Source organism: Bacillus sp. BR3(2024), assembly GCF_039134555.1.
GTDB lineage: Bacteria > Bacillota > Bacilli > Bacillales > Bacillaceae_G > Bacillus_A > Bacillus_A cereus.
Window position 1 is genome coordinate 32,501 of sequence record NZ_CP152433.1, and the last position, 25,093, is coordinate 57,593.

Consider the following 25,093-nt stretch of genomic DNA (forward strand, 5'->3'; position numbering starts at 1 on the left):
TAACTATAACGGTCCTAAGGTAGCGAAATTCCTTGTCGGGTAAGTTCCGACCCGCACGAAAGGTGTAACGATTTGGGCACTGTCTCAACCAGAGACTCGGTGAAATTATAGTACCTGTGAAGATGCAGGTTACCCGCGACAGGACGGAAAGACCCCGTGGAGCTTTACTGTAGCCTGATATTGAATTTTGGTACAGTTTGTACAGGATAGGCGGGAGCCATTGAAACCGGAGCGCTAGCTTCGGTGGAGGCGCTGGTGGGATACCGCCCTGACTGTATTGAAATTCTAACCTACGGGTCTTATCGACCCGGGAGACAGTGTCAGGTGGGCAGTTTGACTGGGGCGGTCGCCTCCTAAAGTGTAACGGAGGCGCCCAAAGGTTCCCTCAGAATGGTTGGAAATCATTCGTAGAGTGCAAAGGCATAAGGGAGCTTGACTGCGAGACCTACAAGTCGAGCAGGGACGAAAGTCGGGCTTAGTGATCCGGTGGTTCCGCATGGAAGGGCCATCGCTCAACGGATAAAAGCTACCCCGGGGATAACAGGCTTATCTCCCCCAAGAGTCCACATCGACGGGGAGGTTTGGCACCTCGATGTCGGCTCATCGCATCCTGGGGCTGTAGTCGGTCCCAAGGGTTGGGCTGTTCGCCCATTAAAGCGGTACGCGAGCTGGGTTCAGAACGTCGTGAGACAGTTCGGTCCCTATCCGTCGTGGGCGTAGGAAATTTGAGAGGAGCTGTCCTTAGTACGAGAGGACCGGGATGGACGCACCGCTGGTGTACCAGTTGTTCTGCCAAGGGCATAGCTGGGTAGCTATGTGCGGAAGGGATAAGTGCTGAAAGCATCTAAGCATGAAGCCCCCCTCAAGATGAGATTTCCCATAGCGTAAGCTAGTAAGATCCCTGAAAGATGATCAGGTTGATAGGTTCGAGGTGGAAGCATGGTGACATGTGGAGCTGACGAATACTAATAGATCGAGGACTTAACCATATAATATGTAGCAATGTTATCTAGTTTTGAAGGAATATGCCTTCATAGTTTGGTGATGATGGCAGAGAGGTCACACCCGTTCCCATACCGAACACGGAAGTTAAGCTCTCTAGCGCCGATGGTAGTTGGGACCTTGTCCCTGTGAGAGTAGGACGTCGCCAAGCAACTAAAAACACAAGTCATTTGACTTGTGTTTTTTTGTATTGTTAAAAAGAATGGGAAAGAAGTAATGGAAATACAAACACGTTGCCCAAGAGTTAATCATATTATATAAAAGATGGGTGTATATTTTTCTGTAAATTGTTAAGGATTAGAAGTATAAAATAGGTTCACTTAAATAGGGAGGGAAGATTATGAAATTACAAAGTGAAGTTTGTATTGTTTGTGAGACAAAAAGAAAAGAAGGTATATATGTTTATAATAATTTAATATGCCATGAATGTGAAAAGGATATGGTGAATACAGAGACAGATGATCCGAAATATATATATTATTTAAAGCAGCTTCGAAAATTAGAAGTATCATATTTTTAAATAGGCATATGCCTATTATTTTTTTTGTTCTGTATAATAGATAGAGAATGAATAATAAGGAAGAGATGTAGATGAATCAAAATCGTATGCCTTTATATGAGGCGTTAATAGAGTTTAAAGAAAGAGGGCCGTTATCCTTTCATGTTCCTGGTCATAAGAATGGTTTAAACTTCCCTCAGGAGGCAATAAGAGAGTTTAAAGGTATTCTATCTATTGATGTAACTGAATTAGCAGGACTAGATGATTTGCATAGTCCGTTTGAATGTATAGATGAGGCACAACAATTATTGGCTGAAGTTTATAATACAAAGAGAAGTTATTTTTTAATTAATGGTTCAACAGTCGGGAACTTAGCAATGATTTTGTCTTGTTGCGGGGAACATGATATTGTTCTTGTACAAAGAAATTGTCATAAATCAATTATTAATGGTTTAAAACTTGCGGGAGCAAATCCCATTTTTTTAGATCCATGGATTGATGAAGCTTATAACGTACCAGTGGGAGTTCGTAATGAAATTATTAAGAACGCAATTGGAAAGTATCCAAATGCGAAAGCACTTATTTTAACGCATCCTAATTATTATGGTATGGGGATGGATCTAGAGGCAAGCATCGCTTTTGCACATGCACATAAAATCCCTGTTTTGGTAGATGAGGCACATGGGGCACATCTATGTTTGGGAGAACCATTTCCGAAGTCAGCATTAACATATGGTGCAGATATTGTAGTTCATTCTGCACATAAAACATTACCCGCAATGACAATGGGTTCCTATTTACATATAAATAGTCATTTAGTAGACGAAGATAAGGTTACTACTTATTTAAGTATGCTACAATCTAGTAGTCCATCGTATCCAATTATGGCTTCCTTGGATATAGCACGCTTTACAATGGCGCGTATAAAAGAAGAAGGTCACAGTGAAATTGTTGAGTTTTTACGAAGATTTAAGGAACAATTACGTTCTATTCCCCAAATCACCATTTTAGAATATCCGTTGCAAGATGAGTTAAAGGTCACCGTACAAACTCGTTGTCAGTTATCAGGGTACGAATTACAGTCTGTATTTGAAAAGGTCGGTATATATACAGAGATGGCTGATCCGTACAATGTCCTATTTATTTTACCCTTACAAGTAAATGAGGGATATATGAAGGTTATAGAGATGATCCGAGTAGCATTGCAACATTATGAGGTGAAAGACAAGAGGGAATCTATTCGTTATACTTATAATGGTGAATTCTCTCTTTTACCGTATACGTATAAACAACTAGACGGATATGAAACAAAGATAGTATCTATAGAAGAGGCTGTTGGAATGATAGCGGCGGAAATGGTGATTCCGTATCCACCTGGAATTCCATTAATTATGTATGGAGAGAGAATTACTTCAGAGCATAAAGAGCAAATTATGTATTTAGAAAGAGCAGGAGCTCGTTTTCAAGGTAATACGAAATATATGAAAGTGTATGATATAGAAAGTAGGTTTTAGGATGAAGGGATTATTTGTAACAATTGAGGGCCCAGAAGGTTCAGGTAAAACAACGTTAATTAAAAGCTTATTGCCATATTTTGAACAAAAAGCACAGAAGGTAATGGCGACAAGGGAACCAGGCGGTATTGCAATTTCTGAGGACATTAGGACGATTTTACATAAACAAGAATATACGATGATGGAAGCACGTACAGAAGCGCTTCTTTATGCTGCTGCGCGCAGACAACATTTAGTAGAAAAAGTTATGCCAGCACTTAATGAGAACTACCTCGTGTTATGTGATCGTTTTATAGATAGCTCTTTAGCATACCAAGGCTATGCAAGAGGATTGGGTATGGATAAGGTATTTGAAATAAATCGTTTCGCAACAGAGGACTGTATGCCTAGTTTAACAATTTATCTAGACATTGAGCCTGAGGTTGGTTTGGCTCGGATTGAAAAAGATGCAGGACGTGAAGTAAATCGACTAGATATGGAAGATATCTCTTTCCATAAACGTGTGCGCGAAGGGTATTTACAAGTTGTAGAACGTTTCTCGGATCGTATTGTATTGGTAAATGCTGATCAACCGATGGAAAAACTTATAGAAGAAGTTGTTCAGATTATAGAAGATAAATTGTTATAATAGAAGGAAAGAATGAAATAAGTGAGGTATGCATTATGACGAAGACGTGGGAGCAGCTTTCTGCTATACAACCCATCGGTGTAAAAATGTTGATGAATAGCATTGCAAAAGAGCGTATATCCCACGCTTACTTGTTAGAGGGAGGGAAAGGGACAGGAAAGTTTGCGACAGCAATTCAAATGGCAAAGAGTTTCCTCTGTTCTGAGCGGAATGGAGTAGAGCCCTGTCATGTATGTACAAACTGTAAGCGAATTGATTCAGGTAACCACCCTAACTTACATATTGTAAAACCAGACGGATTATCTATTAAGAAGCAGCAAATTCATGATTTGCAAGAAGAGTTTTCAAAAACAGGATTAGAGGCAAATAAAAAATTATATATTATTGAGCACGCAGATCGTATGACAGCAAATGCGGCAAATACACTTTTGAAATTTTTAGAAGAACCAAGTAGTGATACAACTGCTATTTTACTTACTGAACAAAGTCATCAAATTTTAAATACGATTTTATCTCGCTGCCAAGTTGTTACGTTTAGACCGTTACCTACGGAATCTTTAATTAGAAGATTACAGGATGAAGGGATTACAGCATCTTTATCGACACTTGCTGCTCAACTTACAAATAGTTTTGATGAAGCTTTAGCTTTATGTAGTGATGAATGGTTTGCACAAGCACGAGCTTTAGTGATAAAATTATGTGAAGCGCTCGAAAAAGATAAAACCTCTATTTTTTTTGTACAAGAAAAATGGGGAAAACACTTTGGAGAGAAAGAACAATTACAGCAAGGTTTAGATATGTTACTCCTTATTTATAAGGATTTATTATATGTTCAACTTGGAGAAGAAGATCGTCTTGTTTTTCATGAGCAGAAAGAGATGTTTGAATCGTTTTCCTATGCTCAGAAGCGCATTGTATCAGCTCTCTTTAATATATTAGAGGCAAAAAATAGAATCAACGCTAATGTAAATGCGCAGCTTGTGTTCGAACAGTTAGTGTTGCGGTTGCAGGAGGGATGACCGTTTTGTATGATGTAGTAGGTGTTCGCTTTAAGAAGGCCGGAAAGGTATATTACTTTGATCCAAACCAGTTCGATATCTCTGAAAATGAGTTTGTCATTGTAGAAACGGTAAGAGGTATTGAATACGGAAAAGTAGTTATTACCAAAAAACAAGTTGATGAAAACGACGTTGTATTACCGCTAAAAAAGGTTATTCGTATTGCAAATGAAAATGATCGTACCATTGTTGAAGAGAACAAACATGCTGCCAAAGAAGCATATCAAGTCTGTCAACAAAAGGTAGTAGAGCATAATCTTGATATGAAACTTGTAGATGTAGAGTATACATTCGATCGTAATAAGATTATTTTCTATTTTACTGCGGATGGTCGGATCGATTTCCGCGAACTAGTGAAGGACTTAGCCGCAATTTTTAGAACAAGAATTGAACTAAGACAAATTGGTGTTCGTGATGAAGCGAAGATGCTAGGTGGTATTGGTCCATGTGGTCGTATGCTTTGTTGTTCTACTTTTTTAGGGGATTTTGAACCTGTATCCATTAAAATGGCAAAGGATCAAAATTTATCATTAAATCCTGCAAAAATCTCTGGTTTATGTGGTCGCTTAATGTGTTGCTTAAAATATGAGAATGATGAATATGAGGCAGCAAAGGAACAACTTCCTGATTTAGATCAACGTATACAAACCCCGCATGGTACTGGCCGTGTTATCGGATTAAATATTTTAGAAAGATTAATTCAAGTGGAACTAGTAGACAAGGAACGGATAGTAGAATATACGTTAGATGAGTTAGTGAATAAAGGGGTCGTTTCGAGTCAAACCACAGATTAATGAGGTGGGTGCTTGTGGAGAAAAAAGATATTTTTGAATCGGTTTCTAGTATGGAAGAGCAAATTGGACATTTATATAAACAGTTGGGAGAATTAAAACAGCATCTTGCAGAGTTGTTGGAAGAAAACCAGCATATAAAAATGGAAAATAACAATTTGCGACACCGTTTTGAAGAAGTGCAGAATAAAGAAAAACAAAAAACTCAAAAACGTAAAGAAGTGAAGCCGAAAACAGATATTGGTGAAGGCTATGACAATTTAGCCAGACTATATCAAGAAGGTTTTCATATTTGCAATCTACATTATGGAAGTGTACGTAAAGAGGGAGATTGTTTGTTCTGCCTTTCATTCTTAAATAAAAAGTGAAATTACCTTTCCAATTATAATTGGAAAGGTAATTTTTTATACATGAAATAGGGTAGGTTAAGGGTAAGAAAAGGAGCAGTATATGAATTTATATGAAGATGAACGTTTAGATTACTTATTAGCACAAGACATGAAGATTATACAAAGCCCATCAGTATTTAATTTTTCTTTAGATGCCGTTTTACTCGCAGATTTTGCATGGGTACCAATTCAAAAGGGGAATTTACTTGATTTGTGTACAGGTAACGCGGTTGTTCCCCTTCTATTAAGTACAAGAACAAAAGGAAATATTACTGGTGTGGAAATTCAAGAACGCTTATATGATATGGGAGTAAGAAGTGTTCAATACAATGGGTTGGAAGAAAGAATTCACCTCATACATGGAGATTTGAAAGATATGCCAGAGAAACTTGGGCGTCATCAATATGATGTTGTTACATGCAATCCACCATATTTTCAAACACCTCAAACTTCAGAGAAAAATATGAATGAACATTTAGCGATAGCTCGTCATGAAATTATGTGTACATTAGAAGATGTTGTATCTGCAAGTAGTCAGTTAGTAAAACAAGGTGGGAAAGTAGCGTTTGTACATCGTCCAGGGCGATTACTAGACATTGTCACATTAATGCGTAAATATAAAATTGAACCAAAGCGTGTGCAATTTGTTTATCCTAAGGTTGGAAAAGAAGCAAATACATTGTTAATTGAAGGAATTAAGGATGGAAATGCAGATTTGAAAATTTTACCGCCTCTCGTTGTATATGAGAACAATAACGAATATACAAAGGAGCTACGTTCAATTTTATATGGAGAAGAATAAGCACTTTTTTTATGTGGTAGAGTGCTCTGATGGAAGTTATTATGCTGGATATACAAACCATATAGAAAAGAGAATTCAGACTCATAATAGCGGCAAAGGGGCTAAGTATACACGCGTCAGGCTTCCTGTTGTTTTAAAATATGTAGAGACCCACGATGATAAGCGTACAGCTATGCAAGCGGAGTATTACTTTAAGCAATTAACGAGAAAACAAAAAGAGGCATATATGCAAAAAGGAGAACGCTATGTGGCAACAAAAAAGCTTTCAACAAAATGAAAAGGGAGTTTTATATTTAGTACCAACTCCTATTGGAAATCTAGAAGATATGACATTTCGTGCAATCCGAATTTTAAAAGAAGTTGATTTAATTGCTGCTGAAGATACGAGACAAACGAAAAAACTTTGTAATTATTTTGAAATTGAAACACCTGTCACGAGTTATCATGAGCACAATAAAGAAGTAAGTGGGAAGAAACTGTTAGAGAAATTAGAGGATGGAAAGAATGTAGCACTTGTTAGTGACGCTGGTATGCCGTGTATTTCTGATCCAGGTTACGATATTGTCGTTGAGGCAGTAGCTGAGCAATATCATGTAATTCCGCTTCCTGGAGCAAATGCAGCCCTTACAGCATTAATTGCATCCGGTCTTGAAACAAAGCAGTTTTATTTCTATGGTTTCTTGCAGAGAAACAAAAAGGAACGGAAGATGGAGTTAGAAAAGCTTCGTTATGTACAAACTACAATGATGTTTTATGAAGCACCTCATCGTTTAGATGATACTTTAATTTCGATGCAGGAAGTGTTGGGAAATAGAGAGATTGTATTATGTCGAGAGTTAACGAAAAAATTTGAGGAATTTATTCGAGGAACAATCGAAGAAGCAATTGAGTGGACGAAGCAAAATGAAGTACGTGGTGAGTTTTGTATTTTAGTATCTGGTTCAACAGAAGAACCTGCTCCAGAAGAACAATGGTGGGAATCTCTTTCGGTATATGATCATATTGAATATTATATAAATGAAAAAAGTATGAATTCAAAAGAAGCGATTAAAACAGTCGCTAAAGATCGAGATTTGTCGAAAAGAGATGTATATCAAATCTATCATGTCGATAAAAAATAAGCTTCTCATAATTGAGAAGCTTATTTTGCTGTTTCGATATAATCTTGAAGTTCGTTTAAGATTTGTTCAGCGCCTTCTTTGCTTAAGATGATTTTACCTTCAGCTAAAGAAAGGTTACCGTCAGATACTTCACCAGTTACTTGGCAAGTCATGTTTGGTTTATATTTCTTTAAGATGATTTTTTCGTCATCAACATAGATTTCAAGAGCGTCCTTTTCTGCAATACCTAAAGTACGGCGTAATTCGATTGGAATTACTACACGACCTAATTCATCAACTTTACGAACAATACCAGTAGATTTCATAATTTTTTTCCTCCTAAATAAATAGTTTATAAGTTTCGAGTCTATTTTTAGATTCGTCATTTTTCGACAAAATACCCTATGGACATATGATACCAATCATTTACATTTCCGTCAATTCTTAAATTCTATATTTTTTAAAAAGATTTATAGATTTCTTATTTCTTATATATAATAGATTGAGAGGAAATTCCACAATTATTTACATTATTTTCTGAAAAAATAATAAATTAAAAGTGGATATTGTATATTTTTTTTGAAATATGAGCAATAGATGATAAAGATATTGAGCATTAAGACCTAAATTGAAAATTAGGTTGGCGTAAAGAAGATAAGTTAGATTTGGGCTGCTCGTAAAAGCCCAATTAACGTAGGCTAATAATTAGTGGGGAGGAACAAAAACCCTACTGATTAAAGTTTCACTTTATATATGAGTTTTTGATATACTGTTTATAAATACATATGAGGTTATTCGGGAGGTCCAAAACAATGACAGAGGAAAATAAGTCCTTTTATATTACTACCCCAATTTATTATCCAAGTGGAAAATTACACATTGGACATGCTTATACGACAGTAGCAGGAGATGCGATGGCACGATATAAGCGTATGCAAGGTTATAATGTGCATTATTTAACAGGAACTGATGAGCATGGACAGAAGATCCAAAAGAAAGCAGAAGAGTTAAATATTACGCCACAGGCATATGTTGATAACATTGTTGCAGGAATTAAAGAGCTTTGGGAGAAGATGGATATTTCTTATGATGATTTTATTCGTACAACTGAAGATCGTCATAAAGATGTTGTCGAAAAAATCTTTAAACAATTAGTAGATCAAGGTGACATTTATCTTGATGAATATGAAGGTTGGTATTCTGTACAAGATGAGACGTTCTATACAGAGCATCAATTAGTAGATCCAATTATGGAAGGCGACAAAGTAGTTGGAGGAAAAAGCCCAGATAGTGGTCATGATGTAGAACTTGTTCGTGAAGAATCTTATTTCTTTAGAATGGGTAAATATGTCGACAGACTATTAAAGTTCTATGAAGATAATCCACATTTCATTCAGCCGGAGTCTCGTAAAAATGAAATGATTAATAATTTTATTAAACCGGGATTAGAAGATTTAGCAGTTTCTCGTACTTCATTTGACTGGGGAGTTCGTGTTCCTGGTAACCCAAAACACGTTATTTACGTGTGGGTTGACGCATTATCTAACTATATTACGGCGTTAGGTTATGGAACAGCAAATGAAGAGAAATATAAAAAATTCTGGCCTGCAGATGTGCATTTAGTTGGGAAAGAAATTGTTCGTTTCCATACAATTTATTGGCCGATAATTTTAATGGCATTAGATTTACCTCTTCCGAAGAAAGTCTTTGCTCATGGCTGGATTTTAATGAAGGATGGAAAGATGAGTAAGTCAAAAGGAAACGTAGTAGATCCAGTTACATTAATCGATCGTTACGGATTAGATGCATTACGTTATTACCTACTTCGTGAAGTTCCATTTGGATCTGATGGCGTATTTACACCAGAAGGATTTGTGGAGCGTATTAATTTCGACTTAGCAAATGACTTAGGTAATTTATTAAATCGTACAGTAGCTATGATTGATAAGTACTTTAACAGAGAAATCCCTGCATTTAAAGCAAATGTGACGGAATTTGATGAAACGTTAGTAGCGTTTGCACAAGATACTTTGAAAAAAGTAGAAGAAGCAATGGAGAATATGGAGTTCTCTGTAGCGTTAGGATCTATTTGGCAACTAGTTAGTCGTACGAATAAATATATTGATGAAACACAACCATGGGTATTAGCAAAAGATGAGAATGATCGTGAAAAGTTAGCCTCTGTAATGGCTCATTTAGCAGAAGTACTTCGTCAAACAGGTATTATGCTTATGCCATTCTTAACAGTAGCACCAAGCAAGATGTTTGCTCAGCTTGGCCTTACTGATGAAGCTCATAAATCTTGGGAAAGTCTATCTACAATTGGCTGCATTCCAGCTGGAACAAAAGTAGAAAAAGGAAACCCAATTTTCCCTCGTTTAGAAATGGAAGTGGAAGTAGAGTACATTAAAGAACAAATGAAAAGCTCTGCTCCTAAAGTAGAAGAGAAAAAAGAAGAAGAACCGAAGGCAGAAGAAATTACAATTGATGATTTCTTTAAAGTAGAATTACGCGTAGCTGAAGTACTATCTGCTGAACCTGTGAAAAAAGCAGACAAGCTGTTAAAAATTCAACTAGACTTAGGTACAGAAAAGCGTCAAGTTGTTTCTGGAATTGCAAAATTCTATTCGCCGGAAGACTTAAAAGGTAAAAAGGTTATTTGTGTAACAAACTTAAAACCTGTAAAATTACGCGGTGAATTATCGCAAGGTATGATTTTAGCGGGTGAAGAGAATGGCGTATTGTCATTAGCATCAATTGACCAAAATCTACCAAATGGTACAAAAATCAAGTAATTAAGACAAGAAAAGAGATGTTTCACGTGTAACATGTGTGAAGCGTCTTTTTTCTTTTTACACTCTCTATTTTTGCATTAAGATTGTAGTATTGTTATCGTTAAGTTATTAAAGAACTTATTTTTGTAGAATAAACTTGATTTCAATATAAAAGGAGTTATGTATTATGTTGTTTGATACACATTCACATTTGAATGCAGAGCAATTCGAAGGAGATTTGCAAGAGGTTATTGCCCGAATGAAAGAAGCGGGAGTTACTTATACAGTTGTTGTTGGCTTTGATGAAGTAACGATAAAAAAGGCGATGGAATTAGCTGAAGCCTATGATTTTATTTACGCTGCGGTTGGGTGGCACCCAGTTGATGCGATCGACATGACAGAAGAACATTTAGCTTGGTTAGAAGAACTTGCTTCTCATCCTAAAGTCGTTGCACTTGGAGAAATGGGCTTAGATTATCACTGGGATAAGTCTCCAAAAGAAATACAGAAAGAAGTATTCCGTAAACAAATTGCATTAGCGAAAAAAGTAAAATTGCCGATTATTATACATAACCGCGATGCAACTCAAGATATTGTTGATATTCTAGAAGAAGAGAATGCAGCTGAAGTAGGAGGCATTATGCATTGCTTTAGCGGCAGCGTAGAGGTAGCAGAGCGATGTGTTGATATGAACTTTTTAATTTCGTTAGGTGGACCAGTTACATTTAAAAACGCTAAGAAGCCGAAAGAGGTTGCTACGGAGATTCCATTAGAGAAATTGTTAATAGAGACGGATTGTCCGTATTTAACACCGCATCCATTTCGAGGGAAACGAAATGAACCGAGTTATGTAAAACTCGTGGCAGAAGAAATTGCGAATTTAAAAGGAATTTCTTATGAGGAAGTAGCAGAAATGACAACTAAAAATGCAAAAGTTTTATTTGGTGTTGAATAAAAAAGAATGGGGAAACCTGTTCTTTTTTATTTTGAGAAAAACTAGTAGAAGTGATGAAGAAAATAAATGTGAATGATGAAGTGTTACAATAAGGACAGAGAACAAAGATTTTTCTATTCTATTTTTTAAAATATAAGAATGGGGAAAATAATAATGGAAAAGTCGTCATTTTTTTGTTTTACTAAGTAGAGACGAAATGAGTGTGGAGGCAAGCATGAAAATAAAAGAGATTATCGTTGTAGAAGGTAAAGATGATACAGTTGCGATTAAGCGTGCTGTTGATGCGGATACAATTGAAACGAACGGTTCAGCAATCGGTGATCATGTTATTGAGCAAGTTAAATTAGCGCAGCAAAAAAGGGGCGTTATTATTTTCACAGATCCGGATTATCCTGGAGAGCGTATTCGAAAAATTATTTCTGACAAGGTTCCTGGCTGTAAGCATGCCTTTTTACCGAAGGAAGAAGCGCTTGCTAAAAGGAAAAAGGGTGTTGGGATCGAACACGCTTCTAATGAGTCGATTCGCCGCGCTCTAGAGAATATACATGAAGAAATGGAAGCTTACACAAGTGAAATTAGTTGGAGTGATTTAGTCGATGCAGGCTTAGTGGGCGGAGAAATGGCAAAGAGCCGCAGAGAAAGAATGGGTAAGCTATTAAAGATTGGTTATACAAATGCAAAACAGTTACATAAACGATTACAGATGTTTCAAGTTTCAAAGGAATCATTTGCAGAAGCTTATAAGCAAGTAATACAGGAGGAAAAAAAATGAAGGATATCGCAACGCCAAATCGTACAAAAGACATTGTTGAAAAGTATGGATTTTCATTCAAAAAAAGTTTAGGACAAAACTTTTTAATTGATACAAATGTATTAAATCGTATTGTCGATCATGCAGAAATTGGTTCAGAAAGTGGTGCAATTGAAATTGGACCAGGTATTGGTGCATTAACAGAGCAATTAGCAAAGCGTGCTAAAAAAGTAGTGGCTTTTGAAATTGATCAAAGACTATTACCAATTTTAGATGAGACGTTAGCGCCATATGGTAACGTTACAGTTATTAATAAAGACGTACTAAAAGCAGATGTACATGAAGTATTTAATGAGCAATTTGAAGAAGGGCAAGATGTAATGGTAGTAGCTAACTTACCATACTATATTACAACGCCAATTTTATTTAAATTGCTTGAAGAAAAGTTACCAGTTCGTGGATTTGTTGTTATGATGCAAAAAGAAGTTGGAGATCGTTTAGCTGCTAAACCTGGAACGAAAGAGTATGGTTCTTTATCGATTGCTATTCAGTATTATACAGAAGTTGAAACAGTTATGACTGTACCGCGTACAGTGTTTGTACCACAGCCAAATGTTGATTCTGCAATTATTCGCCTTCTAAAGCGTCCGAAACCGGTTGTAGAGGTGACAGATGAAACATTCTTCTTTGAAGTAGTACGAGCAAGTTTCGCACAGCGCCGTAAAACTTTGATGAATAATTTATCAAATAATTTAAATGGTTTCCCGAAAGATAAGGAATTATTGGATCGAATTTTAACAGAAGTAGGAATTGATCCAAAGCGAAGAGGCGAAACGCTATCTATTGAAGAGTTTGCAACATTAAGTAATGCATTAGTTCTTCATAAATTATCATAAGAATATGAAAGGGACAGTTCAAGTTGAACTGTCCCTTTTGTCACCTTTCTCTCTTTAAATTCATACTTTAAAAACAGGTAAGATGGCCTAATGAGTTTGGAGGTAGGAGAATGGTTTTACATGTTGGAGAATTAGTGGAACGATATTCTCATAAGAGGGATATTCTTTTTCGTATTATAGAAATAAAAGGCGAGATAGCTATATTGTTTGGAGAGGAAATTAGACTGGTGGCGGATGCGCCACTTGAAGATTTAATTAGTATAGATCAAAGAGAACATAAAAAAAGGGTGAAGCGTGAGAAAGAAACAATGGAGCGCACGTATCGTTTGTTTCAACAAGATTATGTACTGATGAAACAAAGGCATGAACATACTTCAACTGGTGGATACACAAGTGAGGTGAATTATTTTCAAATGCCGGGACGTGTATTGCATATAGATGGAGACCCTTTATATTTGCGCAAGTGCTTAGATTTATATAATAAAATTGGCGTTCCTGTTCAAGGTATTCATTGTAAAGAAACGGAGATGCATGAAAAAGTAGTAGACTTAATAGATCACTTTCGCCCAGACATTCTCGTTATTACAGGGCATGATGCATATACAAAATCAAAAGGAGTGAAGGGAGATTTAGCGGCATATAGGCATTCAAGACATTTTGTACAGGCTGTTCGTGAAGTGCGAAAAAAATATCCATCATTGGATCAACTTGTTATTTTTGCTGGGGCATGTCAATCACATTTTGAGGCACTAATTCGTGCAGGGGCCAATTTCGCTAGTTCACCATCTAGAATTAATATTCATGCACTAGATCCTGTATATGTAGTTGGTAAAATTAGTTTTACTTCATTTATGGAGAGAGTCAATGTATGGGATGTCGTACGTAATACAATTACTGGTGAAAAGGGACTAGGTGGAATTGAAACGAGAGGGATTTTACGAACGGGATTACCTTTTCAACATTACGAAGAGTAAGCAGGATACATATGTATCTTGCTTTTTTGTATGGAAGGATTTAAATGAATTTGGATAAAAAGAGGTAAGAACGTGCAGACTACGTAATGATACTTTTACAATATAGTATTTCTTCTATCTATTCAAACGCAGGATGATATTAGCTGTGAATCGCGGTTAATAATTAGGATAGATATATTGTGCTTTAAGTGTTCAATCTAAATTACAGCGAGGTGTAGCGAAGTATATGTCAAAACGTTTAGATGAAATTAAAAGCGAATTAGATCACCATCTTGGACAGCGACTTATGTTAAAAGCAAATAGTGGAAGAAGAAAAACTGTGGAGCAATCAGGTGTACTAGCAGAAACATACCGTTCCGTTTTTGTTGTACAATTAGATCAACAAGAAGATGCGTTGCAACGTGTATCTTATAGTTATGCAGATGTTTTAACAGAGACAGTAGAGTTAACATTTTATGGAGACCCTCATAATGAGGTCATTTTATAATCCGTATATCATTACATATATTCCCATAAATGAAAAGCTATATTATTTTGCATACTAACTATACCGTAGCAAAATAAGGAGGGACTCTGCATTGAGTAGACGAAGAGGTGTCATGTCAAACCAATTTAAAGAAGAGCTAGCAAAAGAGCTTGGCTTTTATGATGTTGTTCAGAAAGAAGGATGGGGCGGAATTCGTGCGAAAGATGCTGGTAACATGGTGAAACGTGCTATAGAAATTGCAGAACAGCAATTAATGAAACGAAACCAGTAGTTGTAAGATACTTTCTATGCTACGGTAGCCGAGGAGACATTCCTCGGCTTTTTGTACTCTAAAAGGTGCCATCATTTTACATAAGTAGTTTCATTCTGAATGCTTTTCGTTATAATTAGGGAAGTGTCATCGTCTTACTATAAATTTATGGTAAAATAAACGATAAAAGATTGAGTACATAGAGTGGGTGAATAGATTGAAGCTACTAGTGAAAGCACCAGCAAAGATTAATCTGTCGTTAGATGTACTGGGAAAAAGACAAGACGGATATCATGAAGTGAAAATGATTATGACAACCATTGATTTAGCAGATCGTCTAGAACTAACGGAATTAGCAGAAGACCGTATTGAAATTTTATCCCATAATCGGTATGTCCCAGACGACCAACGAAATTTAGCTTATCAGGCAGCGAAATTATTAAAAGAGAAGTTTAATGTAAAAAAAGGTGTATCTATTACTATTGAAAAAACGATTCCAGTAGCAGCTGGATTAGCAGGTGGAAGTAGTGATGCAGCAGCCACATTACGTGGTCTTAATAAATTATGGAATTTAGGGCTTACAATTGATGAGTTAGCAGAGCTTGGCGCAGAAATTGGATCAGATGTATCGTTCTGTGTATACGGAGGCACAGCAATTGCCACTGGAAGAGGAGAGAAAATTGAGCATATAAAGACTCCGCCTTCTTGTTGGGTTATTTTAGCGAAACCACATATAGGTGTATCTACTGCTGATGTGTATGGAAATTTAAAGTTAAATCGAGTTACACATCCGAATGTAGATAAAATGGTTGATGTCATAAATTCTGGTGATTATAAAGGAATTTGTGATACTGTTGGTAACGTTTTAGAAGATGTAACATTTGGAATGCATCCTGAAGTTGCCCGTATTAAATCACAGATGAAGCGATTTGGAGCGGATGCTGTATTAATGAGTGGAAGTGGTCCAACTGTATTTGGACTTGTACACCATGATTCACGAATGCATCGCATTTATAACGGATTAAAAGGATTTTGTGAACAAGTCTATGCGGTACGTTTATTAGGAGAGCGAGAAACGCTTGAATAAAGACGTATAATACGTTATGATTTGTTTAGAATATTCGTGATTTGAGGTGAGAGTATGAAAATTAGAAGAAGTACAAGATTAGTCGATATGACTTATTACTTGCTACAAAACCCTCGTCAGCTAGTATCTCTCACTTTTTTTGCTGAAAGGTATCAATCGGCTAAGTCTTCCATTAGTGAAGATTTAGTTATTATTAAGCAAACGTTTGAACAACAAGGGGTCGGCACATTGCAAACGATACCAGGAGCAGCAGGAGGAGTGAAATATATACCGTATATAAGTGAAGAAGAGGCAGATCTAATTATTGATGAGCTTTGTGGCTTATTTGAAAACCCAGATCGTATTTTGCCTGGCGGTTACTTATACATGACAGATTTATTGAGTAATCCTCGCCATATTAATGGCGCAGGTCGTTTGTTTGCTTCTGTTTTTGCTAGGCAACCAATTGATGCAGTTATGACGGTGGCAACGAAGGGGATTCCACTTGCTTATGCAGTGGCAAATTACTTAGATGTACCAGTTGTAATTGCAAGGAAAGATAATAAGGTAACAGAAGGTCCGACTGTTAGTATTAACTATGTGTCGGGTTCTTCTAAACGAATTCAAACAATGACGTTAGCAAAACGCAGTCTTCCAGAAGGGTCGAATGTTTTAATTATTGATGACTTCATGAAAGCTGGCGGAACAATTCAAGGTATGATGAGTATGTTAGAAGAGTTCAAGGCTAATGTTGTTGGTATTGGTGTATTAGTAGAATCCACAGATATTGAAGAACGACTAATTAATAATTTTGTATCATTAATTCGTCTATCGGAAGTTGATGTGAAAGAAAAAACGATTCAAGTGGAAAAAGGGAATTATTCTCTTGCGCCATTTGATGAAGGGCTTGTAGAGGCGGAATAAAAGATAGAGCAGATAGCTCTATCTTTTTTATTTTATTTATAGATTATAAAATAGATGGACAAACTGCCTTTCGTACACTATTTTTAAAGAGTAAAATAAATAATAAAAGGGTGAAAAGTATGAAAGTTGTTCAAACAAGCAAGGCACCACAAGCAATTGGACCTTATTCACAGGGGATTATTGTAAATAACATGTTCTATAGCTCAGGACAAATTCCATTGACGGCAAATGGGGAGCTTGTAACAGGAGATGTAACAGTACAAACAGAACAAGTATTTCAAAATTTACAAGCGGTATTAGAGGAAGCAGGTGCTTCATTTGATACAGTCGTAAAAACAACAGTATTTTTAAAGGACATGGATGATTTTAATGCTGTGAATGAAGTGTATAGCTCTTATTTCTCTACTCATAAACCAGCTCGATCTTGTGTGCAAGTAGCAAAATTACCGAAAGATGTTTCCGTTGAAATTGAAGTAATCGCCCTAGTTAAGTAACCTTTTGTAAGCGATAACCTCCACTAATCTCTATATTCAACTACTTTAAAAATTTTTATCTTAAAAATTTTTAAAAAATTAAAGGGAAAATAGAAAATTTGTGGAATTTATACAAATATATCGCTTATTTAGAAAAGGGTGGTGAACACAAGATGGAAGTGACTGACGTAAGATTACGCCGCGTAAACACAGAAGGCCGCATGAGAGCAATTGCCTCTATTACTCTAGACCATGAATTTGTTGTTCATGATATTCGTGTAATTGATGGTAATAATGGATTATTTGTAGCAATGCCAAGTAAACGTACTCCAGATGGAGAGTTCCGTGACATTGCACATCCAATTAATTCTGGTACACGCTCTAAAATTCAAGATGCGGTTTTAACAGAGTATCATCGTTTAGGCGAGTTAGAAGAGGTTGAGTTTGAAGAAGCGGGTGCTTCGTAAAATTCGAATGAAAAGGGCTTTTGACAAAAAGCCTTATAATTTTGTAGCAAACTCCTGTAAGCATTTACAGGGGTTTGTTTTTTTTTGCTTTATATTTGGAAACTGCATAATTTATTAACATAAAAAGAAGAAACTACTAATTTTTTCAAAATCATTTTAAATAGTATAGCTTATTTCTTAAAAAAGATACTAAAGAGTAAAACATCTTATAAGAATTATGGTAAAATTTAATAGTTAAAATGTGTTTCTTGAAATATATGATGATTTAGGATAATATCTTTAATGGATAAATAGGTTGCGATGGAGGGTCTATATGTCAAACAGATTTGCAGTGATTCTAGCTGCAGGTAAAGGCACACGTATGAAGTCTAAGCTATACAAAGTGCTGCATCCTGTATGTGGAAAACCTATGGTACAACACGTAGTCGATCAAGTATCTCAATTAGGATTGCAGAAACTTGTAACGGTTGTTGGACATGGTGCTGAAATGGTACAAGAACAGCTAGGGAACGTAAGTGAATTTGCATTACAAGCAGAACAACTTGGTACAGCACATGCTGTAGATCAAGCTGCAAGTGTACTTGCAAATGAAGAAGGAACAACTTTAGTTATTTGTGGTGATACGCCTCTAATAACTGCTGAAACAATGGAAGCATTACTTCAGCAACATAAAGAAGCAGGAGCAATGGCGACGGTGCTAACAGCATACATAGAAGAGCCTGCTGGATATGGCCGTATTGTTCGTAATGAGAATGGTCATGTTGAAAAGATTGTTGAGCATAAAGATGCAAATGAGAAAGAATTAGCTATTAAAGAAATCAATACAGGTACGTATTGTTTTGATAATAAGGCTTTATTTGCTTCACTTTCTAAAGTTTCAAATGATAACGTGCAAGGTGAATATTACCTTCCAGATGTTATTGAGATTTTAAAAAATGAAGGTCATATCGTATCAGCTTATCAAACAGAGCAGTTCGACGAAACGTTAGGTGTTAACGACAGAGTCGCTCTATCGCAAGCGGAAATTATTATGAAAAACCGTATCAACCGAAAGAACATGGTAAACGGTGTTACAATTATTGATCCAAGTAACACTTATATTTCTGCTGATGCAGTTATCGGTAGTGATACAGTTCTTCATCCAGGAACAATTATTGAGGGGAACACTGTAATTGGCTCTGATTGTGAAATTGGACCGCATACAGTAATTCGCGATAGTGAAATTGGAGATCGTACGACAATTCGACAATCTACTGTACATGATAGTAAGCTTGGTACAGAAGTATCGGTTGGTCCATTTGCACATATTCGCCCAGATTCAGTTATTGGAGACGAAGTACGCGTTGGAAACTTCGTGGAAATCAAAAAAACTGTCTTTGGTAATAGAAGTAAAGCTTCACACTTGAGTTATATCGGGGATGCACAAGTTGGAGAAGACGTGAATCTTGGTTGTGGTTCAATTACGGTGAACTATGACGGTAAGAATAAATTCAAAACTGTGATTGGTAATGGGGTATTTATTGGATGTAATTCAAACCTTGTTGCTCCAGTAACAGTTGAAGATGGTGCTTATGTGGCAGCAGGCTCTACAATTACAGAGAATGTTCCATCAAAAGCATTATCGGTAGCACGTGCACGTCAAGTTAACAAAGAAGACTATGTTGATCAATTGCTGAATAAGAAAAAATCATAATGTGGAGGGTTAATCTAGATGTCGACTCAATATCTAAATTCTAATTTGAAAGTATTCTCTTTAAACTCTAATAAGGAACTTGCTGAGCAGATTGCAAAGCATATTGGAGTAGGGCTAGGAAAATGTTCTGTTGATCGTTTTAGTGATGGAGAAGTTCAAATTAACATTGAAGAAAGTATCCGTGGTTGCGATGTATTCATTATTCAATCTACAAGCTTCCCAGTAAACGAACATATCATGGAATTACTTATTATGATTGATGCATTAAAACGTGCATCTGCGAAAACAATTAATATTGTTATTCCTTACTATGGTTATGCGCGTCAAGACCGTAAAGCGCGTTCTCGTGAACCAATTACATCGAAACTTGTAGCAAACTTGCTTGAAACAGCAGGTGCAACTCGTGTAATCACTCTAGATTTACATGCTCCACAAATTCAAGGGTTCTTTGATATCCCAATCGACCACTTAATGGGTGTACCGATTCTTTCAGATTACTTTGAAACAAAAGGTCTTAAAGATATCGTAATCGTGTCTCCTGACCATGGTGGTGTAACTCGTGCAAGAAAAATGGCAGATCGTCTAAAAGCGCCAATCGCTATTATTGATAAGCGTCGTCCTCGCCCGAACGTATCAGAGGTAATGAACATTATCGGTAATATTGAAGGTAAAACAGCGATTTTAATTGATGACATCATTGATACAGCTGGTACAATTACATTAGCAGCAAACGCTCTTGTTGAGAACGGTGCTTCTGAAGTATATGCTTGCTGTACACACCCAGTATTATCTGGTCCAGCAATTGAGCGTATTCAAAATTCAAATATTAAAGAGTTAGTTGTAACGAACTCTATCGTATTACCAGAAGAGAAGAAAATCGACAAAGTACATGAACTTTCAGTTGCTCCATTAATCGGAGAAGCAATCATTCGTGTATACGAAGAAGAATCTGTGAGTGTATTATTCAATTAATTGGATAGAATGAGACGTAACCAAAATTGGTTACGTCTTTTCGTATCGAAAAAAGAAAGTAGTGGTACAAGAATGAAATTGATAGTAGGACTTGGGAACCCAGGTAGAGAATATGAATTAACAAGGCATAATATTGGATTTATGGCCATTGATGAACTTGCGAAGCGTTGGAACATTTCTTTGAATGAACAAAAATTTAAAGGTGTATTTGGTGCAGGGTTTGTTAATGGAGAAAAGGTAATCTTATTAAAGCCGCTAACATACATGAACTTATCTGGGGAAAGTATTCGTCCACTCATGGATTATTATAAAATTGATGTTGAGGACTTCGTTGTTATGTACGACGATTTGGACATTCCTGTAGGTAAATTGCGTCTTCGCATGAAAGGTAGTGCTGGTGGACATAATGGTGTAAAGTCAACGATTTCGCACCTAGGAACACAAGAATTTCAACGTATCCGTATGGGAATCGATCGCCCGAAAAATGGAATGAAGGTAGTCGATTATGTATTAGGACGCTTTACATCTGAAGAGATTCCGGATGTTAACCATTCTATTGAAAAAGCAGCGGATGCATGTGAAGAGTGGCTAAATAAGCCTTTTCTCCAAATCATGAATACTTTCAATAGTTAAAAATGAGATTGGGAATATTTCTCTTTTGTTTTACCCATACTAGTAGTAATTGAATTTTTAGGAGGCTAGTATGGAAGGGTATTATTATTGCAGACACTGCGGAGGTAATGTAGGCTCCATTAACGCAGAAAAAGTATATAGCGACGTTTTATTTCAACTAACAGAGCAAGAAGTAGTAGAAATGATTCATTTTCATGAAAATGGAAATATATATATAAAAACGATTTGTGAATCGTGTCAAGAAACGCTCGCATCTTATCCTGAGTATTATGAGTATGAAAAATTTCTGCAATAAAATGTTGTCGCTTTGGCATGTCCAAAGCATTTTTCTGTTTTCCTTTTCCGAAATATTTGCATAAAATAGAATGACTTGCTCTTTATGTTGAGAGGAGTTTTAAAAATGATAGGTTTATTAGAGCAATTTTATAAAAATGAAGAGATACAATCGGTTATTAATGGATTAGAAGATGGGTTAAAAGAACAACTTATATCAGGGATGGCAACGTCTTCTCGTTCGTTATTAATGGCGGCTTTATATAAAAAAACAAAAAAATCACAATTAATCGTGACACATAACTTATACCAAGCACAAAAAGTACATGAAGATTTAGTGGCGTTACTTGGTGAAAAAGATGTGTGGCTATATCCAGTGAATGAACTGATAGCATCGGAAATTGGGGTTGCAAGTCCAGAATTGAAGGCGCAACGTATAGAAGTGTTAAATCGCTTGGCTGCGGGAGAGAATGGAATCATTGTAGCGCCAGTGGCAGGATTGCGTAGATTTTTACCAATAAAAGAATTGTGGAAGCAAAAGCAAGTTGAAATCAATCTAGGGCAAGAGATTGATTTAGATGCGCTCTTGCATACTTTACATCATATTGGCTATGAACGTAAGTCGATGGTAGAAGCTCCAGGGGAGTTCAGTTTGCGTGGGGGAATATTAGATATTTATCCTTTAACTGAAGAACTACCATTTCGTATTGAATTCTTTGATACAGAAGTCGATTCTATTCGATTATTTGATGTGGATGAACAGCGTTCTCAAGGTAAAAAAGAAAGCGTTAGGTTTGGTCCGGCAACAGAGTTTTTATTTTCACAGGAAGAATTAAAATCAGGAATTCAGCATCTTGAAGAAGGTTTAACTAAGACGATGCAAAAACTTTCTGATGATAAACTAAAGACTACAGTGCTTGAGACGGTAAGTCATGAAATTGAGATGTTGAAAAACGGGCAAAGTATAGAACAGATGTTTAAATACTTATCTATTTTCTATAAAGAACCTGCTAGTCTGATAGATTATTTACCAGAAGACGGTGTTGTAATTTTAGACGAGATTTCCCGTATTCAAGAAACAGCATCGCATCTTGAAACAGAAGAGGCGGAATGGTATATATCACTTCTTGGTGAAGGAACAATTATTCAAGATTTATCTTTCTCTCACCCATTCGAGGGGTTTCTTCATCATAAAAAAAGAAGTTTTGTATATTTAACGTTATTCTTGCGTCATATCGCACACACACATCCGCAAAATATTGTTAATGTAACATGTAAAACAATGCAAGATTTCCATGGACAGATGAATTTGTTAAAAACAGAAATTGATAGATGGAATGAAGGGCATTTTACGACTGTTGTACTTGGAACAGATGATGAACGTGTGAAAAAATTACAACATATTTTAAGTGATTATGATATTGAGGCAGATATTGTAGAAGGTACAGATATCTTATTGCCTGGAAGGTTACAAATTGCTGTAGGTGATTTACATGCAGGATTTGAAATGCCGATGCAAAAGCTTGTTGTCATTACTGAAAAGGAGCTTTTTCATAAGAAAGTTAAAAAATCACAACGTAAACAAAAGTTATCGAATGCTGAACGTATTAAAAGTTATTCGGAATTAAAAGTTGGAGATTATGTAGTTCACGTAAATCATGGTATAGGTAAATTTTTAGGTATTGAGACATTAGAGATTAATGGTGTTCACAAAGATTATTTAAATATTAAATATCAAGGTAATGATAAGCTATACGTTCCAATTGAACAAATTGATCAAGTCCAAAAATATGTAGGATCTGAAGGTAAGGATCCGAAAGTTTATAAATTAGGCGGTAATGATTGGAAAAAGGTTAAAACGAAAGTTGAAAAATCTGTACAAGACATTGCGGATGACCTAATTAAACTATATGCTGAGCGCGAAGCTTCAAAAGGCTATGCATATACGCCAGATACGGCAGAACAACAAGAGTTCGAATCCTCTTTCCCATATCAAGAGACAGAGGATCAGTTACGTTCTATTGACGAGATTAAAAAAGATATGGAACGCGGACGCCCGATGGATAGGCTCCTTTGTGGTGACGTAGGGTATGGAAAGACTGAAGTGGCTATTCGTGCGGCATTTAAAGCAATTATGGATGAAAAACAAGTTGCAATTTTAGTACCGACAACGATTCTTGCGCAGCAACACTATGAAACAATTCGAGAGCGTTTTCAAGATTATCCGATCAATATAGGCTTATTAAGTAGATTCCGTACGAGAAAACAACAAAATGAAACAATTAAGGGCTTAAAGGATGGAACAGTAGATATTGTAATCGGAACACATCGTATTTTATCTAAAGATGTTACGTATAAAGATTTAGGGCTTCTTATTATTGATGAAGAACAAAGATTTGGTGTAACACATAAAGAAAAAATTAAACAATTGAAGGCAAATGTTGACGTATTAACATTAACGGCAACTCCGATTCCGCGGACGCTTCATATGTCTATGCTTGGTGTGCGCGACTTATCTGTTATTGAGACACCACCAGAAAATCGTTTCCCAGTCCAAACGTATGTAGTCGAGTATAATCCAGCGTTAATGCGAGAGGCAATAGAGCGAGAGCTTGCAAGAGGTGGTCAAGTTTACTTCCTATATAACCGTGTAGAGGATATTGAAAGAAAAGCAGATGAAATTTCGATGTTAGTTCCAGATGCCCGCGTAACGTACGCACATGGGAAAATGAACGAAAGCGAATTAGAGTCTGTTATGCTATCATTTTTAGAAGGACAGCATGATGTTCTTGTAAGTACAACAATTATTGAGACGGGTGTAGATATTCCGAATGTAAATACGTTAATTGTATTTGATGCAGATCGTATGGGATTATCACAGTTGTATCAGCTTCGTGGGCGTGTTGGACGTTCTAATCGTGTTGCGTATGCATACTTTGCATATAAACGTGACAAAGTGCTGTCAGAGGTTGCAGAGAAGCGTCTACAAGCAATTAAAGAGTTCACGGAACTTGGATCTGGTTTCAAAATTGCGATGAGAGATTTATCTATTCGTGGAGCAGGTAATTTGTTAGGGGCAGAACAGCATGGATTTATTGATTCTGTCGGATTTGATCTATATTCGCAAATGTTAAAAGATGCAATTGAACAGCGTAGAGGAACAGATGGGGCTGAAAATATAGTTAATGTTGAAATTGACTTAGAGGTAGATGCATATTTACCAGATGCTTATATTTCAGATAGTAAGCAAAAAATTATGATGTATAAACAATTTAGAGGTGTTTCTGCAATTGAGGATATTGAAGAATTGCAGGAAGAAATGATCGATAGATTTGGCGATTATCCACAAGAAGTTGGTTATTTATTACAAATTGCAAATATTAAAGTGTTGGCAATGAAAGAACAAATTGAATTAATTAAACAGAATAAATTTGAAGTAACATTCCTGTTTTCTGAACAAGCAAGTCAAAATATTGATGGTGGAAAATTATTCATGCTCGGAAATAGTTTTGGACGTATGATCGGTTTAGGAATGGAAGGATCACAATTGAAAATTGTTATGAAAACAAATGGCTTAGAGACATCGAAGTGGTTAACAATTGCTGAAAATTTATTAAAAGGCTTACCAGATGTAAAAAAAGAAGTAATAAATGCCTAAAATAAGATAAAAAAATACAATTCGACGTGCATAGAAGAACTAATGTGTAAAATACTATGTCTAA

General features: G+C 36.2%; 26 protein-coding genes and 2 rRNA genes (1 of these 28 only partly in view). 27 read left to right on the plus strand and 1 reads right to left on the minus strand.

Features of this window, described 5'->3' with window-relative positions; genetic code table 11:
- From V7S45_RS00165 to rsmI, 11 genes are all read left to right on the plus strand, one after another.
- Positions 1-989: ribosomal RNA gene (locus V7S45_RS00165) — 23S ribosomal RNA — on the plus strand; it begins 1,933 nt to the left of the window's first position.
- Positions 990-1,037: 48 nt separating this feature from the next.
- Positions 1,038-1,153 (plus strand): 5S ribosomal RNA (gene rrf / locus V7S45_RS00170).
- Between the two features lie 189 nt (positions 1,154-1,342).
- A complete protein-coding gene (locus V7S45_RS00175; RefSeq protein ID WP_000776278.1) occupies positions 1,343-1,522 on the plus strand; it encodes a sigma factor G inhibitor Gin in 180 nt (59 codons plus the stop codon).
- 71 nt (positions 1,523-1,593) lie between these two features.
- Complete coding sequence (locus V7S45_RS00180) at positions 1,594-3,015, plus strand: aminotransferase class I/II-fold pyridoxal phosphate-dependent enzyme (protein ID WP_017657146.1); 1,422 nt, start codon at positions 1,594-1,596, stop codon at positions 3,013-3,015.
- 1 nt (position 3,016) lies between these two features.
- A complete protein-coding gene (gene tmk / locus V7S45_RS00185; protein ID WP_000677218.1) occupies positions 3,017-3,643 on the plus strand; it encodes a dTMP kinase in 627 nt (208 codons plus the stop codon).
- Positions 3,644-3,678: 35 nt separating this feature from the next.
- Positions 3,679-4,662 (plus strand): DNA polymerase III subunit delta', encoded by a 984-nt coding sequence (gene holB / locus V7S45_RS00190; RefSeq protein ID WP_000169564.1) that lies wholly within the window; start codon positions 3,679-3,681, stop codon positions 4,660-4,662.
- A gap of 5 nt (positions 4,663-4,667) precedes the next feature.
- On the plus strand, positions 4,668-5,495 hold the full coding sequence (locus V7S45_RS00195; protein ID WP_000272429.1) for a stage 0 sporulation family protein: 828 nt from the start codon (positions 4,668-4,670) through the stop codon (positions 5,493-5,495).
- A 14-nt stretch (positions 5,496-5,509) separates the two neighbouring features.
- Positions 5,510-5,860: a DNA replication initiation control protein YabA gene (yabA, locus tag V7S45_RS00200; RefSeq protein WP_000412063.1), complete on the plus strand. Its 351-nt coding sequence runs from the start codon at positions 5,510-5,512 to the stop codon at positions 5,858-5,860.
- Between the two features lie 82 nt (positions 5,861-5,942).
- Positions 5,943-6,683: a tRNA1(Val) (adenine(37)-N6)-methyltransferase gene (locus V7S45_RS00205; protein ID WP_001055366.1), complete on the plus strand. Its 741-nt coding sequence runs from the start codon at positions 5,943-5,945 to the stop codon at positions 6,681-6,683.
- The gene (locus V7S45_RS00210) at positions 6,670-6,960 is read left to right on the plus strand and encodes a GIY-YIG nuclease family protein (protein WP_000414350.1); all 291 of its coding nucleotides are present in this window, start codon (positions 6,670-6,672) and stop codon (positions 6,958-6,960) included. The genes V7S45_RS00205 and V7S45_RS00210 overlap by 14 nt, the downstream gene beginning before the upstream one ends.
- The gene (rsmI, locus tag V7S45_RS00215) at positions 6,929-7,804 is read left to right on the plus strand and encodes a 16S rRNA (cytidine(1402)-2'-O)-methyltransferase (protein ID WP_025686737.1); all 876 of its coding nucleotides are present in this window, start codon (positions 6,929-6,931) and stop codon (positions 7,802-7,804) included. Before V7S45_RS00210 ends, rsmI begins: the two co-directional genes overlap by 32 nt.
- A gap of 20 nt (positions 7,805-7,824) precedes the next feature.
- Here the strand turns inward: rsmI and V7S45_RS00220 are convergent, their stop codons facing one another.
- Positions 7,825-8,109 carry an AbrB/MazE/SpoVT family DNA-binding domain-containing protein gene (locus V7S45_RS00220; protein WP_000843036.1) on the minus strand — a complete coding sequence of 95 codons (285 nt, stop codon included), beginning with the start codon at positions 8,107-8,109 and terminating at the stop codon, positions 7,825-7,827.
- A 459-nt stretch (positions 8,110-8,568) separates the two neighbouring features.
- Between V7S45_RS00220 and metG the strand changes: the two genes are divergently transcribed.
- The 16 genes from metG to mfd all read left to right on the plus strand — a co-directional run bounded on the left by metG (position 8,569) and on the right by mfd (position 25,029).
- Positions 8,569-10,578, plus strand: a complete 2,010-nt coding sequence (gene metG, locus V7S45_RS00225; protein WP_088346484.1) for a methionine--tRNA ligase — start codon at positions 8,569-8,571, stop codon at positions 10,576-10,578.
- 166 nt (positions 10,579-10,744) lie between these two features.
- Entirely contained in the window at positions 10,745-11,512 is a 768-nt protein-coding gene (locus V7S45_RS00230; protein WP_000895851.1) for a TatD family hydrolase, read from the plus strand.
- 214 nt (positions 11,513-11,726) lie between these two features.
- Entirely contained in the window at positions 11,727-12,284 is a 558-nt protein-coding gene (gene rnmV, locus V7S45_RS00235) for a ribonuclease M5 (protein ID WP_000692835.1), read from the plus strand.
- On the plus strand, positions 12,281-13,159 hold the full coding sequence (gene rsmA, locus V7S45_RS00240) for a 16S rRNA (adenine(1518)-N(6)/adenine(1519)-N(6))-dimethyltransferase RsmA (RefSeq protein ID WP_000651548.1): 879 nt from the start codon (positions 12,281-12,283) through the stop codon (positions 13,157-13,159). Before rnmV ends, rsmA begins: the two co-directional genes overlap by 4 nt.
- Before the next feature lie 110 nt (positions 13,160-13,269).
- Positions 13,270-14,133 carry a sporulation peptidase YabG gene (yabG, locus tag V7S45_RS00245; RefSeq protein WP_000242868.1) on the plus strand — a complete coding sequence of 288 codons (864 nt, stop codon included), beginning with the start codon at positions 13,270-13,272 and terminating at the stop codon, positions 14,131-14,133.
- A gap of 226 nt (positions 14,134-14,359) precedes the next feature.
- On the plus strand, positions 14,360-14,620 hold the full coding sequence (locus V7S45_RS00250; RefSeq protein ID WP_000044347.1) for a Veg family protein: 261 nt from the start codon (positions 14,360-14,362) through the stop codon (positions 14,618-14,620).
- 112 nt (positions 14,621-14,732) lie between these two features.
- The gene (locus V7S45_RS00255; protein WP_000070633.1) at positions 14,733-14,891 is read left to right on the plus strand and encodes a small, acid-soluble spore protein, alpha/beta type; all 159 of its coding nucleotides are present in this window, start codon (positions 14,733-14,735) and stop codon (positions 14,889-14,891) included.
- A gap of 196 nt (positions 14,892-15,087) precedes the next feature.
- On the plus strand, positions 15,088-15,957 hold the full coding sequence (gene ispE / locus V7S45_RS00260; protein ID WP_000772104.1) for a 4-(cytidine 5'-diphospho)-2-C-methyl-D-erythritol kinase: 870 nt from the start codon (positions 15,088-15,090) through the stop codon (positions 15,955-15,957).
- Between the two features lie 54 nt (positions 15,958-16,011).
- Positions 16,012-16,860 (plus strand): pur operon repressor, encoded by an 849-nt coding sequence (purR, locus tag V7S45_RS00265; protein ID WP_000702466.1) that lies wholly within the window; start codon positions 16,012-16,014, stop codon positions 16,858-16,860.
- 119 nt (positions 16,861-16,979) lie between these two features.
- The gene (locus tag V7S45_RS00270; RefSeq protein ID WP_000869815.1) at positions 16,980-17,354 is read left to right on the plus strand and encodes a RidA family protein; all 375 of its coding nucleotides are present in this window, start codon (positions 16,980-16,982) and stop codon (positions 17,352-17,354) included.
- A 152-nt stretch (positions 17,355-17,506) separates the two neighbouring features.
- The gene (gene spoVG, locus V7S45_RS00275) at positions 17,507-17,800 is read left to right on the plus strand and encodes a septation regulator SpoVG (protein ID WP_000454041.1); all 294 of its coding nucleotides are present in this window, start codon (positions 17,507-17,509) and stop codon (positions 17,798-17,800) included.
- 313 nt (positions 17,801-18,113) lie between these two features.
- The gene (gene glmU / locus V7S45_RS00280) at positions 18,114-19,493 is read left to right on the plus strand and encodes a bifunctional UDP-N-acetylglucosamine diphosphorylase/glucosamine-1-phosphate N-acetyltransferase GlmU (RefSeq protein WP_000071041.1); all 1,380 of its coding nucleotides are present in this window, start codon (positions 18,114-18,116) and stop codon (positions 19,491-19,493) included.
- Between the two features lie 18 nt (positions 19,494-19,511).
- Complete coding sequence (locus tag V7S45_RS00285) at positions 19,512-20,465, plus strand: ribose-phosphate diphosphokinase (RefSeq protein ID WP_000107420.1); 954 nt, start codon at positions 19,512-19,514, stop codon at positions 20,463-20,465.
- A 72-nt stretch (positions 20,466-20,537) separates the two neighbouring features.
- Positions 20,538-21,098: an aminoacyl-tRNA hydrolase gene (gene pth, locus V7S45_RS00290; protein ID WP_000767702.1), complete on the plus strand. Its 561-nt coding sequence runs from the start codon at positions 20,538-20,540 to the stop codon at positions 21,096-21,098.
- A 70-nt stretch (positions 21,099-21,168) separates the two neighbouring features.
- A complete protein-coding gene (locus tag V7S45_RS00295) occupies positions 21,169-21,393 on the plus strand; it encodes an anti-sigma-F factor Fin family protein (RefSeq protein WP_000399438.1) in 225 nt (74 codons plus the stop codon).
- 105 nt (positions 21,394-21,498) lie between these two features.
- Positions 21,499-25,029 carry a transcription-repair coupling factor gene (gene mfd / locus V7S45_RS00300; protein WP_000579688.1) on the plus strand — a complete coding sequence of 1,177 codons (3,531 nt, stop codon included), beginning with the start codon at positions 21,499-21,501 and terminating at the stop codon, positions 25,027-25,029.
- The last annotated feature ends 64 nt before the right edge of the window (positions 25,030-25,093 follow it).

Excerpts from the sequence above, each read along its gene's own strand:
- V7S45_RS00175 (WP_000776278.1), top strand. The coding sequence starts at position 1,343 with ATGAAATTACAAAGTGAAGTTTGTATTGTTTGTGAGACAAAAAGAAAA.
- V7S45_RS00180 (WP_017657146.1), top strand. The coding sequence starts at position 1,594 with ATGAATCAAAATCGTATGCCTTTATATGAGGCGTTAATAGAGTTTAAA.
- tmk (WP_000677218.1), top strand. The coding sequence starts at position 3,017 with ATGAAGGGATTATTTGTAACAATTGAGGGCCCAGAAGGTTCAGGTAAA.
- holB (WP_000169564.1), top strand. The coding sequence starts at position 3,679 with ATGACGAAGACGTGGGAGCAGCTTTCTGCTATACAACCCATCGGTGTA.
- V7S45_RS00205 (WP_001055366.1), top strand. The coding sequence starts at position 5,943 with ATGAATTTATATGAAGATGAACGTTTAGATTACTTATTAGCACAAGAC.
- V7S45_RS00210 (WP_000414350.1), top strand. The coding sequence starts at position 6,670 with ATGGAGAAGAATAAGCACTTTTTTTATGTGGTAGAGTGCTCTGATGGA.
- rsmI (WP_025686737.1), top strand. The coding sequence starts at position 6,929 with ATGTGGCAACAAAAAAGCTTTCAACAAAATGAAAAGGGAGTTTTATAT.
- V7S45_RS00220 (WP_000843036.1), bottom strand. The coding sequence starts at position 8,109 with ATGAAATCTACTGGTATTGTTCGTAAAGTTGATGAATTAGGTCGTGTA.
- metG (WP_088346484.1), top strand. The coding sequence starts at position 8,569 with ATGAGGTTATTCGGGAGGTCCAAAACAATGACAGAGGAAAATAAGTCC.
- V7S45_RS00230 (WP_000895851.1), top strand. The coding sequence starts at position 10,745 with ATGTTGTTTGATACACATTCACATTTGAATGCAGAGCAATTCGAAGGA.
- rnmV (WP_000692835.1), top strand. The coding sequence starts at position 11,727 with ATGAAAATAAAAGAGATTATCGTTGTAGAAGGTAAAGATGATACAGTT.
- rsmA (WP_000651548.1), top strand. The coding sequence starts at position 12,281 with ATGAAGGATATCGCAACGCCAAATCGTACAAAAGACATTGTTGAAAAG.
- yabG (WP_000242868.1), top strand. The coding sequence starts at position 13,270 with ATGGTTTTACATGTTGGAGAATTAGTGGAACGATATTCTCATAAGAGG.
- V7S45_RS00250 (WP_000044347.1), top strand. The coding sequence starts at position 14,360 with ATGTCAAAACGTTTAGATGAAATTAAAAGCGAATTAGATCACCATCTT.
- V7S45_RS00255 (WP_000070633.1), top strand. The coding sequence starts at position 14,733 with ATGTCAAACCAATTTAAAGAAGAGCTAGCAAAAGAGCTTGGCTTTTAT.
- purR (WP_000702466.1), top strand. The coding sequence starts at position 16,012 with ATGAAAATTAGAAGAAGTACAAGATTAGTCGATATGACTTATTACTTG.
- V7S45_RS00270 (WP_000869815.1), top strand. The coding sequence starts at position 16,980 with ATGAAAGTTGTTCAAACAAGCAAGGCACCACAAGCAATTGGACCTTAT.
- spoVG (WP_000454041.1), top strand. The coding sequence starts at position 17,507 with ATGGAAGTGACTGACGTAAGATTACGCCGCGTAAACACAGAAGGCCGC.
- glmU (WP_000071041.1), top strand. The coding sequence starts at position 18,114 with ATGTCAAACAGATTTGCAGTGATTCTAGCTGCAGGTAAAGGCACACGT.
- V7S45_RS00285 (WP_000107420.1), top strand. The coding sequence starts at position 19,512 with ATGTCGACTCAATATCTAAATTCTAATTTGAAAGTATTCTCTTTAAAC.
- pth (WP_000767702.1), top strand. The coding sequence starts at position 20,538 with ATGAAATTGATAGTAGGACTTGGGAACCCAGGTAGAGAATATGAATTA.
- V7S45_RS00295 (WP_000399438.1), top strand. The coding sequence starts at position 21,169 with ATGGAAGGGTATTATTATTGCAGACACTGCGGAGGTAATGTAGGCTCC.
- mfd (WP_000579688.1), top strand. The coding sequence starts at position 21,499 with ATGATAGGTTTATTAGAGCAATTTTATAAAAATGAAGAGATACAATCG.